The sequence below is a fragment of the Falsiroseomonas sp. E2-1-a4 genome (assembly GCF_051433165.1).
Classification (GTDB): Bacteria; Pseudomonadota; Alphaproteobacteria; order Acetobacterales; family Acetobacteraceae; genus Falsiroseomonas.
In genome coordinates, this window is the sequence record NZ_JBHMFS010000014.1 from 125845 (window position 1) to 141063 (window position 15219).

14 protein-coding genes are annotated in these 15219 nt (G+C 66.9%); 6 read left to right on the plus strand and 8 right to left on the minus strand.

All coding sequences use genetic code 11. The annotated features are described in order from the left end of the window. Nucleotides 1-4: 4 nt before the first annotated feature. From ACFHNC_RS16215 to carA, 7 genes are all read right to left on the minus strand, one after another. Nucleotides 5-1243, minus strand: coding sequence for a threonine ammonia-lyase (locus ACFHNC_RS16215; RefSeq protein ID WP_437170270.1), 1239 nt, complete (start codon nt 1241-1243; stop codon nt 5-7). Nucleotides 1244-1260: 17 nt separating this feature from the next. Next, nucleotides 1261-1734, minus strand: a complete 474-nt coding sequence (gene greA / locus ACFHNC_RS16220; protein WP_437170271.1) for a transcription elongation factor GreA — start codon at nt 1732-1734, stop codon at nt 1261-1263. A 142-nt stretch (nt 1735-1876) separates the two neighbouring features. Next, nucleotides 1877-5122, minus strand: coding sequence for a carbamoyl-phosphate synthase large subunit (gene carB / locus ACFHNC_RS16225; protein WP_437170272.1), 3246 nt, complete (start codon nt 5120-5122; stop codon nt 1877-1879). Nucleotide 5123: 1 nt separating this feature from the next. Further along, entirely contained in the window at nt 5124-5390 is a 267-nt protein-coding gene (locus tag ACFHNC_RS16230) for a hypothetical protein (RefSeq protein WP_437170273.1), read from the minus strand. Beyond that, nucleotides 5387-6022: a LysE family translocator gene (locus tag ACFHNC_RS16235; protein WP_437170274.1), complete on the minus strand. Its 636-nt coding sequence runs from the start codon at nt 6020-6022 to the stop codon at nt 5387-5389. The genes ACFHNC_RS16230 and ACFHNC_RS16235 overlap by 4 nt, the downstream gene beginning before the upstream one ends. 10 nt (nt 6023-6032) lie before the next feature. Continuing rightward, the gene (locus ACFHNC_RS16240; protein WP_437170275.1) at nt 6033-6710 is read right to left on the minus strand and encodes a hypothetical protein; all 678 of its coding nucleotides are present in this window, start codon (nt 6708-6710) and stop codon (nt 6033-6035) included. A gap of 23 nt (nt 6711-6733) precedes the next feature. Then, nucleotides 6734-8119: a glutamine-hydrolyzing carbamoyl-phosphate synthase small subunit gene (gene carA / locus ACFHNC_RS16245; RefSeq protein ID WP_437170276.1), complete on the minus strand. Its 1386-nt coding sequence runs from the start codon at nt 8117-8119 to the stop codon at nt 6734-6736. A 108-nt stretch (nt 8120-8227) separates the two neighbouring features. On the opposite strand from carA, the gene ACFHNC_RS16250 reads away from it, so the two are divergent. The 6 genes from ACFHNC_RS16250 to ACFHNC_RS16275 all read left to right on the plus strand — a co-directional run bounded on the left by ACFHNC_RS16250 (nt 8228) and on the right by ACFHNC_RS16275 (nt 14319). Then, nucleotides 8228-8692, plus strand: coding sequence for a GatB/YqeY domain-containing protein (locus tag ACFHNC_RS16250; RefSeq protein ID WP_437170277.1), 465 nt, complete (start codon nt 8228-8230; stop codon nt 8690-8692). A gap of 75 nt (nt 8693-8767) precedes the next feature. Continuing rightward, on the plus strand, nt 8768-10624 hold the full coding sequence (dnaG, locus tag ACFHNC_RS16255; protein WP_437170278.1) for a DNA primase: 1857 nt from the start codon (nt 8768-8770) through the stop codon (nt 10622-10624). A gap of 95 nt (nt 10625-10719) precedes the next feature. Then, a complete protein-coding gene (gene rpoD / locus ACFHNC_RS16260; protein ID WP_437170279.1) occupies nt 10720-12642 on the plus strand; it encodes an RNA polymerase sigma factor RpoD in 1923 nt (640 codons plus the stop codon). Nucleotides 12643-12644: 2 nt separating this feature from the next. Continuing rightward, nucleotides 12645-13235 carry a GNAT family N-acetyltransferase gene (locus ACFHNC_RS16265; protein ID WP_437170280.1) on the plus strand — a complete coding sequence of 197 codons (591 nt, stop codon included), beginning with the start codon at nt 12645-12647 and terminating at the stop codon, nt 13233-13235. A 40-nt stretch (nt 13236-13275) separates the two neighbouring features. Next, complete coding sequence (locus ACFHNC_RS16270; protein ID WP_437170281.1) at nt 13276-13596, plus strand: ArsR/SmtB family transcription factor; 321 nt, start codon at nt 13276-13278, stop codon at nt 13594-13596. Between the two features lie 24 nt (nt 13597-13620). Further along, entirely contained in the window at nt 13621-14319 is a 699-nt protein-coding gene (locus ACFHNC_RS16275) for an SDR family oxidoreductase (protein WP_437170282.1), read from the plus strand. Nucleotides 14320-14327: 8 nt separating this feature from the next. On the opposite strand, the gene yghU is transcribed toward ACFHNC_RS16275, so the two are convergent. Continuing rightward, a complete protein-coding gene (yghU, locus tag ACFHNC_RS16280) occupies nt 14328-15206 on the minus strand; it encodes a glutathione-dependent disulfide-bond oxidoreductase (protein ID WP_437170283.1) in 879 nt (292 codons plus the stop codon). Between the last annotated feature and the right edge of the window lie 13 nt (nt 15207-15219).

Below are 15219 nucleotides of genomic sequence, written 5' to 3' on the forward strand. Positions count from 1 at the left end.
GAGCCTACCCGCGCCGGACCACGTAATCGGCCGCCTGCAAGGCTGCGATGATGGCGTTGCCCTGGGTGCCGTCGCGGACCTCGACCATCAGGTACAGTTCGGTGCTCTGCACGGTCGGGGCGCCGAAAAGCTGCTGGTGGTTCACCTCGATGACGTTGCCACCCAGCGCCGAGATGCGGGCGGCGATGTCGGCCAGCATGCCGGGGCGGTCCGGAATGTCGAAATGCAGGCGCAGGATGCGGCCATCCCGCAGCAACTGGCGCAGCAGCACGTTGGACAGCGCGCGGGCATCGATGTTGCCGCCGCAGATCGGGATGCCGATGGTGCGGCCGGCGAAGCGTTCGGGATGCGCCAGCAGCGCGGCGAGGCCTGCGGCGCCAGCGCCTTCCGCCACCACCTTGGCGCCCTCGGCCAGCAGGGCGATGGCCTGTTCCACGCTGCGTTCCGGGGCGAGCAGCACCTCGATCCCCATGCGCTTCAGCCAGGCGAAGGGCACCTCGCCGACATCGCGCACCGCAATGCCCTCCGCCACGGTGGGGCCGCCGACGGAGACGGGCAGGCCGGCCAGGCGCTGGTGCATGGCCGGATAGCCCTCCACCTCCACGCCGACCACGGTGATGCCGGGCTTCAGCTCGCGGGCCGCCGCGGCGCAGCCGGTCAGTAGCCCGCCGCCGCCGACCGGGATGATCAGCGTGTCGAGCTCCGGCACATCCTCCAGCATTTCGAGCGCCGCGGTGCCCTGGCCGGCGATGACGGCGACATCGTCATAGGGGTGGACGAAGGTCAGCCCGCCCTTGAGCGCCAGTTCATGCGCATGCGCCGCCGCTTCGGCCAGCGTCTCGCCATGCAGCACCACGCGCGCGCCCCAGCCCTCGGTGCGGGTCACCTTGGTGGCCGGGGTGAAGCGCGGCATGACGATGGTGGCGGTGATGCCGGCCAGCGAGGCGTGCCGCGCGACGGCCTGGGCATGATTGCCGGCGGACATGGCGATGACGCCCGCTTCCCGCTCCCGCGCCGTCAGCAGGGCGATGCGGTTGGCGGCGCCACGCTCCTTGAAGGCGCCGGTGGCCTGCAGATTGTCCAGCTTGAGGTGGACCCGCGCCCCGGTCGCGCGCGACAGCGCATCCGAATAGATGGTCGGCGTCCGCAGCACGGCGCCGCGGATGCGGGTGGCGGCGGCGCGCACATCGGCAAGCGTGATGGATGGCGCATCCACCGCCCGCAGGCTCTCAAGCGGAGACATGATTTCTCGGGGCCGGGTCAGACGAAGCGGACGCCGGCGATCTCATACACCTTGGCGCCGCCCGGAGCGGGAACCTCGACGCTGTCGCCGACCTTCTTGCCGATCAGCGCCTTGGCGAGCGGTGAGGAGTTGGAGATCGACCCGTTCTTCATGTCGGCCTCATACTGGCCGACGATGCGGTAGGTCTTCTCCTGCTCCGTCTCCTCATCCACCACGGTGACGTGGGCGCCGAACAGCACCTTGGTGCCGCTGAAGCTGGTGGGATCGATCACCTCGACGGAGGGGATGACGGATTCCAGTTCCGCGATGCGGCCCTCGATGAAGGATTGGCGTTCCCGGGCGGCGTGGTATTCGGCGTTCTCGGACAGATCGCCATGGGCACGCGCCTCCGCGATCGCGCGAATCACGGCAGGTCGTTCCTCGACCTTGAGCTCACGCAGCTCCTCCGTCAGTCGAGCCAGGCCTTCCGCGGTCATGGGGAACTTCTGCACGTCGCGTCCTTCCTCCGGGCATCCCGCGCCCGGTCCTGCCTTTGGCCCAGTGTCCCGGATGGGGCTGGGCTTTTGCAAGCGGATCGCGGGGCGCGCTGAAACAGGCGAGGCGGGGAAGGGGTGCTGCCCCCGCCCCGCCCGCTCAGAATGAACGGGTAAAGTAGGCTTGCAGGGGCGTCACATCAAGGGTTCCGCCCTTCAGCGCCGCGATGGCGTGCACCGCGGCCCGCGCGCCGGCCAGTGTCGTGTAGTGCGGGACACCGTGCGTCAGGGCGCTGCGACGGATATCGAAACTGTCAGAAACGCTCTGCCCGCCGCTGGCCGTGTTGATGACAAGCTGGATGGCATCCGACTTGATGGCGTCCACGCAATGCGGCCGGCCCTCGGCCACCTTGTTGACCACCGCGCAATCCAGCCCGACCTCCCGCAACCGGGCCGCGGTGCCGCGGGTGGCGAGCACCTTGAACCCCATCTCGATCAGCCGGCGGGCGAGGGTGACGGCGCCGGCCTTGTCGCCATCCTTGACCGACAGAAAGGCCGTCCCGGCCTCCGGCAGCTTCACGCCCGCGCCCATCTGGGACTTCAGGAAGGCTTTCTCGAAGGACAAATCGAGGCCCATCACCTCCCCGGTCGACTTCATCTCCGGGCCGAGGATGACGTCCACATTCGGGAAGCGGTTGAAGGGGAAGACGGCTTCCTTGACCGCGACGTGGCGGGAGACGGCGGTATCATCCAGCCCGAAGGTCTTCAGATGCGCGCCGGCCATCACCAACGCGCCGATCTTGGCCACCGCGATGCCGGTGGCCTTGGCGACGAAGGGCACGGTGCGGCTGGCGCGGGGGTTCACCTCCAGCACGAAGATTTCGCCGTCCTTGACCGCGTATTGCACGTTCATCAGGCCCTTGACCTTGAGGGCCTTCGCCATCGCCTCCGTCTCCGCCTTCAACTCGGTGATGATGGCGGGGGGCAGGGAATAGGGGGGCAGGGAGCAGGCGCTGTCGCCGGAATGGATGCCGGCTTCCTCGATATGCTCCATGACGCCAGCGACATAGACATCGCCGGTTTCGTCCGCGATGCAGTCCACATCGACCTCGATGGCGTCCGCCAGATACTGGTCGATCAGGATCGGGTTCTCGCCGGACACCTTCACGGCTTCCGCGCCGAAGCGGCGGAGCTGTTCCTTGTTGTAGGCGATTTCCATGGCACGGCCGCCGAGCACGTAGGACGGGCGCACGACGACCGGGTAGCCGATGCGCTCAGCCTCGACGAGGGCTTCGTTCAGGTCGCGCGCAATGCCATTCTGCGGCTGCTTCAGGCCGAGCGACTTCAGAAGAAGCTGGAAGCGCTCGCGGTCCTCGGCGATGTCGATGGCCTCGGCGGAGGTGCCCAGGATCGGGATGCCCGCCTTGTGCAGTGCCTGGGACAGCTTCAGCGGCGTCTGGCCGCCATACTGCACGATGCAGCCCAGCAGCTCGCCGGATTCCTGTTCCTTGCGGCAGATCGCCAGCACGTCCTCCGCCGTCAGCGGCTCGAAATACAGGCGGTCGGAGGTGTCGTAGTCGGTGGAGACCGTCTCCGGGTTGCAGTTGACCATGATGGTCTCGTAACCGGCATCGCGCAGCGCGTAGCAGGCATGGACGCAGCAATAGTCGAATTCGATACCCTGGCCGATGCGGTTCGGGCCGCCGCCGAGGATGATGATCTTTTTCCGAGCTGTGGGCCGGCTTTCGCAATCCGGCGCGCCGAAGCCGCCTTCGTAGGTGGAATACATATAGGGCGTGTCGGAGGCGAATTCCGCCGCGCAGGTATCGATGCGCTTGAACACCGCATGCACGCCGAGCGCGTCACGTGCCGCAAAGATCTGCGCCTCGGTCTTGCCGGTGAGCTTGGCCAGCCGCGTATCGGCAAAGCCGAGTGCCTTCAACGCACGGAACCCATCCGCGGTCTTCGGCAGGCCCTCGGCCTTGACGCGCGTCTCGGCATCGACAATCCGGCCAATCTCGCGGATGAACCAGGGGTCGAAGCGGCAGGCCTCGTGGATCTCCTCCACCGACATGCCGGCGCGCAACGCCTGCGCAATCACCAGCGAACGGTCCGGCTTTGGCGTGGCCAGCGAGGTACGGATGGCGGCGTGGCTGCCATCGCCGGGCACCTCGATTTCATCGAGGCCCGAAAGCCCCGTCTCAAGCCCGCGCAGGCCCTTCTGCAAGGCCTCGGCAAAGCTGCGGCCGATCGCCATGGTCTCACCGACCGACTTCATGCTGGTGGTCAGCGTCGCCGGCGTGCCCGGGAATTTTTCGAAGGTGAAGCGCGGGATCTTCACCACGACATAGTCGATCGTCGGCTCGAAGCTGGCCGGCGTGACCATGGTGATGTCGTTTTTGAGCTCGTCCAGCGTGTAGCCCACCGCCAGCTTTGCCGCGATCTTGGCGATCGGAAAACCCGTCGCCTTCGAGGCCAGCGCGGAGGAACGCGAAACGCGCGGATTCATCTCGATGACCACCATGCGGCCGTCGACGGGGTTGATGCCGAACTGCACGTTGGACCCGCCGGTATCGACGCCGATCTCCCGCAGGCACGCGATGGAGGCATCGCGCATCCGCTGGTATTCCTTGTCCGTCAGCGTCAGCGCCGGGGCGATGGTGACAGAGTCGCCGGTATGCACGCCCATCGGGTCCAGATTCTCGATGGAGCAGATGATGATGCAGTTGTCGGCGCTGTCGCGGACCACCTCCATCTCATACTCCTTCCAACCCAGCACGCTTTCCTCGACCAGCACTTCCGTGGTCATGGAGGCGCTGAGGCCCGCCGTGACGATCTGCTCGAATTCCTCGCGGTTATAGGCAATGCCGCCGCCTGTGCCGCCGAGGGTGAAGCTCGGGCGGATGACGCAGGGCAGGCCGACCAGATCGAGCCCGGCGCGGGCTTCCTCCATGGAATGGGCGATGGCGGATTTCGGGCTTTCGATGCCGATCTTGGACATGGCATCGCGGAACTTCAGCCGGTCCTCCGCCTTGTCGATGACGTCCGCCTTGGCGCCGATCAGCTCACAGCCGTATTTCGTCAGGATGCCCGCGGCATCGAGCTTCAGTGCGGTGTTCAGCGCGGTCTGGCCGCCCATGGTGGGCAGGAGCGCGTCGGGGCGTTCCTTCGCGATGATCTTCTCGACCATCTCCACCGTGATCGGCTCGATATAGGTGGCATCCGCCAGGCCCGGATCGGTCATGATCGTGGCCGGGTTGGAGTTCACCAGGATCACGCGAAAGCCCTCGGCGCGCAGCGCCTTGCAGGCCTGGGCGCCGGAATAGTCGAATTCGCAGGCCTGGCCGATGACGATCGGGCCGGCGCCGATGATCAGGATGGATTTGATGTCGGTGCGCTTCGGCATGTCAGGCTCCGGTCGAGTTGGATTGGCGCCGCGCGCTCAGCAGCAGCAGCGGCAGGATCAGCAAATGGGGGATGCCCCAGAAATACACGGCCAGCGGCGCTTCCTCCGCCAGCAGCAAGGTCGTCGCGCCATGCACCACAACGGACAGCGCGAAGGCGCCAAGCGCGGCGCGCATCGGGGACGTCAGCCGACGGAGGGATGATGCCACGGTGAACAGCACCAGGCCCGAATAGGCGAGCGCGAACAGCGCGAAGGCGAAGGTGATCATGTGGCGCGGCCTTCCGTTGCGAGCTTCACGGCCAGCAATGCCAGCGCGCCACCGAGCACCCAGCGCTGCACCGCCATCCATGTGGGGTTCTCGCCGAGGAAGCGCGCGGCCCCCGCGGCGCCCCAGACCAGCACCGCGTCCCACGCCGTGCAGATGGCGATCTGCACTAAGCCGAGGATGGCGGCCTGCAGGAACAGGTTGCCCCGCTCCGGATCCAGGAAGGGCGGCAGCACCGCCATGTAGAACAGCGCCACCTTTGGATTCAGCGCCGCGGTGGCAAACCCCACCCAGAACAGCCGCGCCCGCGGTTCCCGCGGCATTTTCCGGGCGGCAAAGATCGGCTGCCCACCGGGCCGCACACTCTGCCAGGCGAGGTACAGAAGGTAGGCGACGCCACCGAGCCGCAGAATGTCCCAGGCATAGGGCACGGCCAGCAGCGCCGCGGTGATGCCGGCGGCGGCGCAGACCATGATGGTGAAGGACCCGAACTGGCAGCCGACCAGCGACACCATGCCCGCCCCGGTACCCTGCGCGAGGGAACGCGAGATCAAATAGATCATGTTCGGCCCGGGCGTGACCGCGAGGCCAAGCGACAGGGCGGCGAAGATCAGCAGGGTTTCAGGGGAGGGCATGGGGTTTGTCTTAGTTTGTCCAACCGATTAACCTGGCGACTTGTTGCCCGGCCTGCTTTGCTAATTCGCCAACAGCGTTTTTTGTAAAGTTCTCTACTAGCCATCGCATGGGAGCCAAAAGCAGTGCGGCGAGCTGAGCTTTGGACGGGCAAGCGGCTCTCAGAGCTTGCAGGCCTGTCTGCAAAGACCAAAGCATACCTGCGTGTTGTTGAGGCTTCGCCACAGCAAAACCATTGTCCCCGCGCACACGCTCTATCAAATTTTCTGTGTTCTCTACCGCCGATTTGAAATCGTATGAATCCCTATCCAGTGGAAGAGGTTCCCAAGCCTCTGAAACGCCGGCCGCTGCCTCCGAATCAACTGCTGTGTCTTCATCAACTTGCCTTGAGATTCTTACCCCAAGTTGTTCAAGGGTCCTTATTGCGCCATCGTGGTCGACCAAAGTTTGTTCTGCTGCAGAAAGACCTTTGGGTAAAAACTCCACGTCTTCGCCAGAATAACTCCTTAGAAATCCGCTATTATTTAAATCGTCGATTATCATGCGCAGCATATATAGAGATGCACGACTTCCGAGAAAATTACTCAAATCGGAGAGGGACCAAATGCTGCGTGTGTCTTCAATTAAATGCAGGTAAAGCGTCGCAAATATTGCACGCCGAAGCTCATGACTTGTCCAACGCTTGATCACTATCAGAGCCGCCTTTCCGCACTTTAACGAGCGTTCCGCATCTCGATCATCCCGACGAAACGCTGGAACAGGTGGTGGCTGTCCGTCGGCCCCGGCGAAGCCTCCGGATGGTACTGCACCGAAAACGCCGGCTTCGTGCTGCTTGCGATGCCCTCGTTGGAGCCGTCGAACAGGCTGCGATGCGTTACCGTCACGCCGTCCGGCAGGCTGGCATCGTCCACGGCGAAGCCGTGGTTCTGCGAGGTGATCTCCACCTTGCCCGTCGCCAGTTCCTTCACCGGCTGGTTGGCGCCGCGATGGCCGCGGTCGAGCTTGAAGGTCTTGGCGCCCAAAGCAAGCGCCAGCAACTGATGGCCGAGGCAGATGCCGAAGACGGGCAGCCCGGTCTCCAGCACGCCGCGGATCGCCGGCACGGCATATTCACCCGTCGCCGCGGGGTCGCCAGGGCCGTTCGACAGGAACACGCCATCCGGCTTGTGCGCCAGAATATCCTCGGCGGTGGCAGTCGCCGGCACCACCGTCACGGCGCAGCCGGCGGCGGCCAGGCAGCGCAGGATGTTGCGCTTGGCGCCATAATCCACCGCGACCACCTTGAAGCGCGGCGCGGATTGGGTGGCGTAGCCCTGGCCCCAGGCCCATTCGGCCTCGTCCCAGCTATAGGATTGCCGGGTCGTGACCTCCTTCGCCAGGTCCATCCCCTCCAGCCCCGGCCAGCCCTTGGCCTGCGCCACCAGCGCCGCGATGTCGAATTTTCCGTCGGCCGGATGCGCCAGCACGCCGTTCGGCGCGCCGCCGTCGCGGATGCGGATGGTCAGCGCGCGCGTGTCGATGCCGGCGATGCCGGGCACGCCATGCGACTTCAGCCAGTCATCCAGATGCCGCGTGGCGCGGTAGTTGGAGGGCTCGGTCAGGTCCTGCTTCACGATCAGGCCGCGCGCGGCGGGCGTGATCGCCTCGATATCCTCCGCATTGGCGCCGACATTGCCGATATGCGGGAAGGTGAAGCAGATGGTCTGGCCGGCGTAGGAGGGATCGGTCAGCACCTCCTGGTACCCGGTCATGGAGGTGTTGAAGCAGATCTCGGCGACGGTGGTGGTCTGCGCGCCAAAGCCGCGGCCCCAGAACACGCTGCCATCGGCCAGCACCAGGGCGGCGGTCGCGCCAGTCGGGGGGGTGTCGGTCTGGCTCACGGGGCGGGTCTCCGGATGCGGGGCGGGGCGGGGGGTGGTATCCCCTTGGGGCAGGTCGGTCAGGCTGAGGCCGGTGGCGGCCAGGATGGCGGACCAGTGCTTGGCCGGCACGGCGCGGGCCTGGCGCCATTTCCGCACGGCCTCCGTGCCGATGCCGAGGCGCTGGGCCGCGGCTTCCGGGCCACCCATCAGGGTGATGATCTCTTCGACGGTTCGCATGGCGACAGAATGTGGGAATTTTCTTCCCAGGACAAGCGGGATCGCGCCCCGGGAATATTTTTCCCAATCGGCCCGTCATGCTACAGCGCGCTGACAAGGAGAACCCCTATGGCCGACGACCTCCGCACCCGTTTCACCGCCGAGTTGAAGACCGCGATGCTGGCCAAGGAAGCCGCGCGCGTCTCCGGCATCCGCATGATCACCGCCAAGCTGAAGGACGCCGACATCGCCGCGCGGCCATCGGGCGTGGAGAAGGTGCCGGATGACCAGATCATCTCCATGCTGCGCGGCATGGTGAAGTCCCGCACGGAAAGCGCCGGAATGTACCGCCAGGGCAACCGCCCCGAACTGGCGGAGAAGGAGGAGGCGGAGATCGCCATCATTGAATCCTTCCTGCCGCAGCAGATGGATGATGCCGCGATGCAGGCTGCGGTGCAGGACGCGGTGGCCGAAGCGGGCGCCAGCAGCGTGAAGGACATGGGCAAGGTCATGGCCGTGCTGCGGGCAAAGCACGCCGCCAGCCTGGACATGGCCAAGGCCGGGCCGCTGGTGAAGGCGGCGCTGGGCGGCTGATCCGCCGGCGCGGGCGAAGAATTCGCGCCGCGCCCATTCTCCCAGCCGGGTCCGGTGCTAATAGGGTCAGCACCCATGGCCCTGCCCCCCAACTTCCTCGAGGAGCTGCGTGCGCGGACTCCGCTGGCCCCGCTGATTCAGCGGAAGACGCGGCTGACCAAATCCGGGCGGAACTGGAAGGGCTGCTGCCCCTTCCACGGGGAAAAGACCCCCTCCTTCTACGTCTATGACGACCATTTCCACTGCTTCGGCTGCGGCGCGCATGGCGATGCGATAACCTTCGTCATGCAGGCCGAGGGCTTGGGCTTTCCGGAAGCCGTGGAACGCCTGGCCGCCGAGGCCGGCCTGCAGGTCCCCCAGGCAACCCCCGAGGCCGCCGCCCGCGAACGCCGGGCGCGCGACCTGTATGGCGTGCTGGACGCCGCCGAGGCCGCCTTCCGCCGCCGCCTGCGGCTGCCGGAGGGGGAGGCGGCGCTGGCCTATCTCAAGCGCCGCGGGCTGCGCGAGGACACCATCACTGGCTTCGGCCTCGGCTGGTCCGGCGGCGGCCGCGGCGTGCTGGCGGCGGAGCTGAAGGCCGATGGCATCACCCCGCAGCAGCTTGCCGAGGCCGGGTTGGTGCGCGAGCGCGAGGATGGCGAGGGCTTTTCCGACCTGTTCTTCAACCGCGTGATCTTCCCTATCCGCGACCGGCGCGGCCGGGTGATTTCCTTCGGCGGGCGCATCCTGGGCGATGGCCAGCCGAAATACGTCAACGGGCCGGAGACCAGCCTGTTCTCCAAGCGCCGCAATCTCTACGGCCTGGACCTGGCGCGCGAAGGTGCCTTCCGGGGCGCACCGGTGGTGGTGGTGGAGGGCTACATGGATGTCATCGCCCTGCACCAGGCGGGCTTCACCGGCGCCGTCGCGCCGCTCGGCACCGCGCTGACGGCGGAGCAGATGGAGGAGTTGTGGCGCCTGACGCCGGAGCCGGTGCTGTGCTTCGACGGCGATGCCGCCGGCGGCCGCGCGGCGGCCAAGGCGGCGGAGGCGGCGCTGCCGCTGCTGACGACGGAACGCAGCCTGAAGCTGGCCACCCTGCCGGCGGGGGAGGATCCGGATACGCTGGTCTCCCGCCGCGGCCCGGCCGGCTTCGCCGCGGTGCTGGATGGCGCAAGGCCGTTGTCGGAGGCGCTGTACGCCCTGCTGACGGAAGGCCGCCCCGCCACCACGCCGGAGCAGCGCGCGGCGCTGCGCAACCGGCTGGCCGCGGTGGCCAATGCCATCCCGGACAAGTCCCTGGCGGCGGAGTATCGCCGCAGCCTGCTCGACCGTTTCTTCGCCGCCAGCCGGCCCCAGCCGGGCCGCGGCCTGGGTGCGGGCCGCAAACCGCCGGCCGCACCGCGCGCCCGCCCGGCGATCACGCGGGAGAGGACGCGCAACGAACAGGCCTCGACCCTGATGGCCATCACGCTGCGCCATCCCTGGCTGCTGGGCGAAGTGGAAGAATGTTTCGCGGCGGTGGATCTCGGCGATGCCGCATTGGCCGAGTGCCGGGATGCCGTGCTGGCTTGGTTGGCGGAGGGCCATGAACTTGACTCAACCCGGCTGATGGACCAACTCGCCGGCCGTGGGATGGCGGAACTTGCGACCGGCCTGCTGCGGGGCGCCGGGGTGCCGGAAGCCGCTTCCGTCGATGCCCAGCCGAAGGACGCGCTGGATGCATGGTGGCACTTCTACGGCCTGCTGCGCGGCAGGGCGGAGTTGGAGGAGGACCAGGCCCGGGAAGGGCGCGCCTGGGTCGAGGCGACCGATCCGGTCGCCCAGGCCCGCGCCCAGCAACGGATCATCCGGCTGACGATGCTGCTGGAAGCGCAGCACCGCGGAGAAATGGCGGAGGATGCGGCCGGCCCGGCCGGATTACAGGATGGGCACGCCATGGGTGGTAATTGAGCGGGCGCGGTGGCGCGGGTAACGGGCGAATTCGCGCGGGCAGGTTGGGCAAAAGCCCGGCCTCGCCAGGGCGCCGTTGACGGAGCGGAAAAGGCATGGCGAGCAAGGCCGCGAATGGCGCCGACACGGCAGAAGGACGCGACGAGGCGGTGGAAGGCGTGCTGCTGGATACCCTGACGGCCGCGGTCAAGAAGCTGATCGCCCGCGGCAAGGAACGCGGCTACGTCACCTATGACGAACTCAACGCCGCACTGCCCTCCGAACAGGTGTCCTCCGAGCTGATCGAGGACACGATGGCGACGCTCAATGAGCTCGGCATCAATGTGGTGGAATCCGAGGAAAGCGAGGATGGCGAGGCCGCGGCCGAGAAGCCTGCGGCCAAATCCGACGACGACGAGAAGGATGAAGAAGAAAGCGGCGGCAATGTCGATGAGGCCAATCTGGGCCGCACCGACGACCCGGTTCGCATGTATCTGCGCGAGATGGGCAGCGTCGAGCTGCTGTCCCGCGAGGGCGAGATCGCCATCGCCAAGCGGATCGAGGCCGGGCGGGACATGATGATCGGCGGGCTGTGCGAAAGCCCGCTGACCTTCAAGGCCATCGTCGCCTGGCACGATGCGGTCAAGGAAGGCCGCATGCTGCTGCGCGACGTGATCGATCTGGAAGCCACCGCCGGCGCCAACACCCCGGAAGGCACGCCGCCGCCGGAGGAAGAATATGAGGAAGGCGACGAGGCCGCCGAAGGCGTGGGCCTTTCGCTCTCGGCGCTCGAGGAAAAGCTGAAGCCAGAAGCCCTGGTCGCCTTCGAGCAGATCGAGAGCCTGTTCGGCAAATTGCAGAAGCTGTCCTCCAAGCGGATGGATGCCTACACCTCGGGCGGCGAGAACTCCCAGCGTTCCGAGAAGACCTATGAGAAGCAGCGCCAGGAACTGGTGGCGCTGGTGGAGAAGGTGCACCTCCACAACAACCGGATCGAGGAGCTGGTCGACCAGCTCAAGGGCCTGAACCGCCGCCAGACTACGCTGGAAGGCCAGGTTCTGCGTTTGGCGGAAGCTCAGAAGGTCAAGCGCGAGGAATTCCTGGAACAGTGGCGCGGCAGCGAGCTGGATCCGGCCTGGTTCGAGCGCATCAGCAAGCTGCAGACCCGCGGCTGGAAGACCTTCGTCGCGCGGTCGAAGGACGATGCGGAGGCGATCCGCGCCGAGATCGCTCGCGTGGCCGCCGATACCGGCCTGCCGGTGCCGGATTTCCGCCGCGTCTACCAGACCGTGTCGCGCGGCGAGCGGGACATGACGCAGGCGAAGAAGGAGATGATCGAGGCCAACCTGCGCCTCGTCATCTCGATCGCCAAGAAATACACCAATCGCGGCCTGCAATTCCTGGATTTGATCCAGGAGGGCAACATCGGCCTGATGAAGGCCGTCGATAAGTTCGAGTACCGCCGCGGCTACAAGTTCTCCACCTACGCCACCTGGTGGATCCGGCAGGCGATCACCCGCAGCATTGCCGACCAGGCGCGGACCATCCGCATCCCGGTCCATATGATCGAGACGATCAACAAGCTGGTCCGCACTTCCCGCCAGATGCTGCACGAGATCGGCCGCGAGCCGACGCCGGAGGAACTGGCCGAAAAGCTCGGCATGCCGCTGGAAAAAGTCCGCAAGGTTCTGAAGATTGCGAAGGAGCCGATCAGCCTCGAAACGCCGATCGGTGACGAGGAGGACAGCCACCTCGGCGATTTCATCGAGGACAAGAACGCCATCATCCCGCTGGATGCCGCGATCCAGTCCAACCTGCGCGAAGCCACCACGCGGGTTTTGTCCAGCCTCACGCCGCGTGAGGAACGGGTGCTGCGGATGCGCTTCGGCATCGGCATGAACACCGACCACACGCTGGAAGAAGTCGGCCAGCAGTTCAACGTGACACGCGAGCGTATCCGCCAGATCGAGGCGAAGGCGCTCCGCAAGCTGAAACACCCCAGCCGCAGCCGCAAGCTGCGCAGCTTCCTGGACAACTGACCATGGCGACGGCGGCGCGCAGCGGCATCCGAGAACCGGTGCAGCGCATCGAGGTGGATGTCACCTTCCTCCGCATGGATGCGCCGCCCACCGGCACGCCGCCGGATTTCCCACCCGGGTGCAGCGTGGTGCGGCTGGCACGCTGTTCCGTGCCCTTCTATCGTTATCTGTATGACACGGTCGGCCGCGATTATGTCTGGTGGCTGCGCCGCACCACCCCGGATGCCGAGGTCGCGGCACTGCTGGAGCGGCCGGAGATCAGCATCCATGTGCTGTACCAGGCCGGCGAGCCGGCGGGCTTCTACGAGCTGGAACGCCGCGGCGCGGAGCACGGCACCAACCTGGCGTATTTCGGGCTGATGCCGCACGCCATCGGCCGCGGCGCGGGGCGCGCCCTGCTGCGCCACGCCATTGATGGCGCCTGGGCGGAAAGCCCCCGCCTGCTGACGGTGAACACCTGCACCGCCGACCACCCACGCGCCCTGCCGAATTATGTCGAGGCCGGCTTCCGGGTCATGCGGACGCTGCGCGAGGTGTGGCCGGTGCCGTTGCGCCTCGGCCTGCCAATTCCGGGGCGGCTGCATGCCGGTTGAGCGGACGGCACCACCCAAAGGTGAGCAGATGGCGATGACCATGGCGATGCCTGACGATGCGCTGCAAACCTTGGCCGCCAAGGCCGAGGAAGCAGCCCGCCTTCTCGGCGCGCTGGCGCATGGCAAGCGGCTGATGGCGCTGTGCCATCTGGTGGAGGGCGAGAAATCCGTGGGCCAATTGGCCGCCCTGATCGGGCTTTCGCCCACCGCTTTGTCGCAACATCTGGGGCGGATGCGCGATCTGCGCCTGGTGGAGACGCGGCGCGACGGCCAGACCATCCACTACCGCCTGGCCAGCCCGGAGGTGGAGGCGGTGCTGGAGACCCTGTACCGCCTGTATTGCGCGCCAAAGCTGGGCTGACCGGCGGCCACAGGAGGATCCGGCATGGGCAAGGTAGCGCTGGTGACCGGTGCGGCGCGCGGCATCGGGCTTGCCATCTCGGCGCGGCTTGTGGCGGATGGCTGGACCGTGGTGGCGGCCGACCGCGAAGGCCCGGCGCCGGATCTGGCGGCGCGTTTCGTGCAGGCGGATGTGGCCGATGAGGCGGCGGTGGCCGCGCTGGTGCATGGCATCGCCCAGCGGGAGGGCCGGCTGGATGCGCTGGTCTCCAATGCCGGCTTCATGATCCGCAAGCCGATCGGGCAGCTCAGCCTGGCCGAATGGTCCGCCGTGCTCGCCACCAACCTGACCGCGACCTTCCTTCTGGTGCGCGCCGCGGAAGCAATGCTGCGCGCGGCAAGGGGGTCCGTGGTGACCATGGCCTCCACCCGCGCGCATCAGTCGGAGCCGGATACCGAAAGCTACGCGGCATCGAAGGGCGGGCTGCTGGCGCTGACCCACGCGCTGGCGGTCAGCCTGGGGCCGGATGTGCGGGCGAATGTGGTCAGTCCCGGCTGGATCGACACGCAGGGGGATGCCCTGCGGCCCGAGGACCACGCCCAGCACCCGGCCGGACGTGTCGGTCGGGTGGAGGATGTGGCGGCGCTGGTCGCCTGGCTGGTCGGGCCAGAGAGCGGCTTCGTCACCGGCGCCGAATTCGTCACCGATGGCGGGATGACGCGGAAGATGATCTACGCGGAATAGGCGTGGGGCTACTCGGCCGCAGGGGCCAGCTTGGCCTGCGTCTTCGTCTCGAAATCGCTGGCGTCGTGGCGTTCATGGAGCTGGCTGGAAGGCTCGCCCTGTACGCGGTTGACCATGCGGCCGCGCTGGACCGCCGGGCGGGCGCCGATCGTGTCCGTCCAGCGGCGGAGGTTCTTGTACTCATCCACCTGCAGGAACTCCGCGGCGGAATACAGCCAGCCATTCACCAGCCCGCCATACCAGGGCCAGACGGCGATGTCGGCGATGGTGTAGTCCGGGCCGGCGAGGAACTCGGATTCGGCCAGGCGGCGATCCAGCACATCGAGCTGGCGCTTCACCTCCATGGCGAAGCGGTCGATCGGGTATTCCATCTTGGACGGCGCATAGGCGTAGAAATGCCCGAAGCCGCCGCCGAGATAGGGCGCGCTACCCATCTGCCAGAACAGCCAGGACAGGCACTCGGCCCGCGGCGCCCGGTCCTTCGGCAGGAAGGCGCCGAATTTCTCCGCCAGGTGCACCAGGATGGCGCCGGATTCGAAGACCCGGATGGGGGTGGGGCCGCTGCGGTCGAGCAAGGCGGGGATCTTGGAGTTGGGGTTGACGCTGACGAAGCCGCTGCCGAACTGGTGGCCCTCGCCAATCCGGATCAGCCAGGCATCGTATTCCGCGCCCTGGTGGCCCGCCGCCAGCAGTTCCTCCAGCATCACCGTGACCTTCACGCCGTTGGGCGTGGCCAGCGAGTAGAGCTGAAGGGGGTGGCGGCCGACCGGCAGGTCCTTGTCATGCGTCGGGCCGGCGATGGGGCGGTTGATATTGGCGAAGCGGCCGCCATTGGCCTTGTTCCAGGTCCAGATCTTCGGGGGCGTGTATTCGGGGGAGTCGCTCATGCGGGCGGGGTCC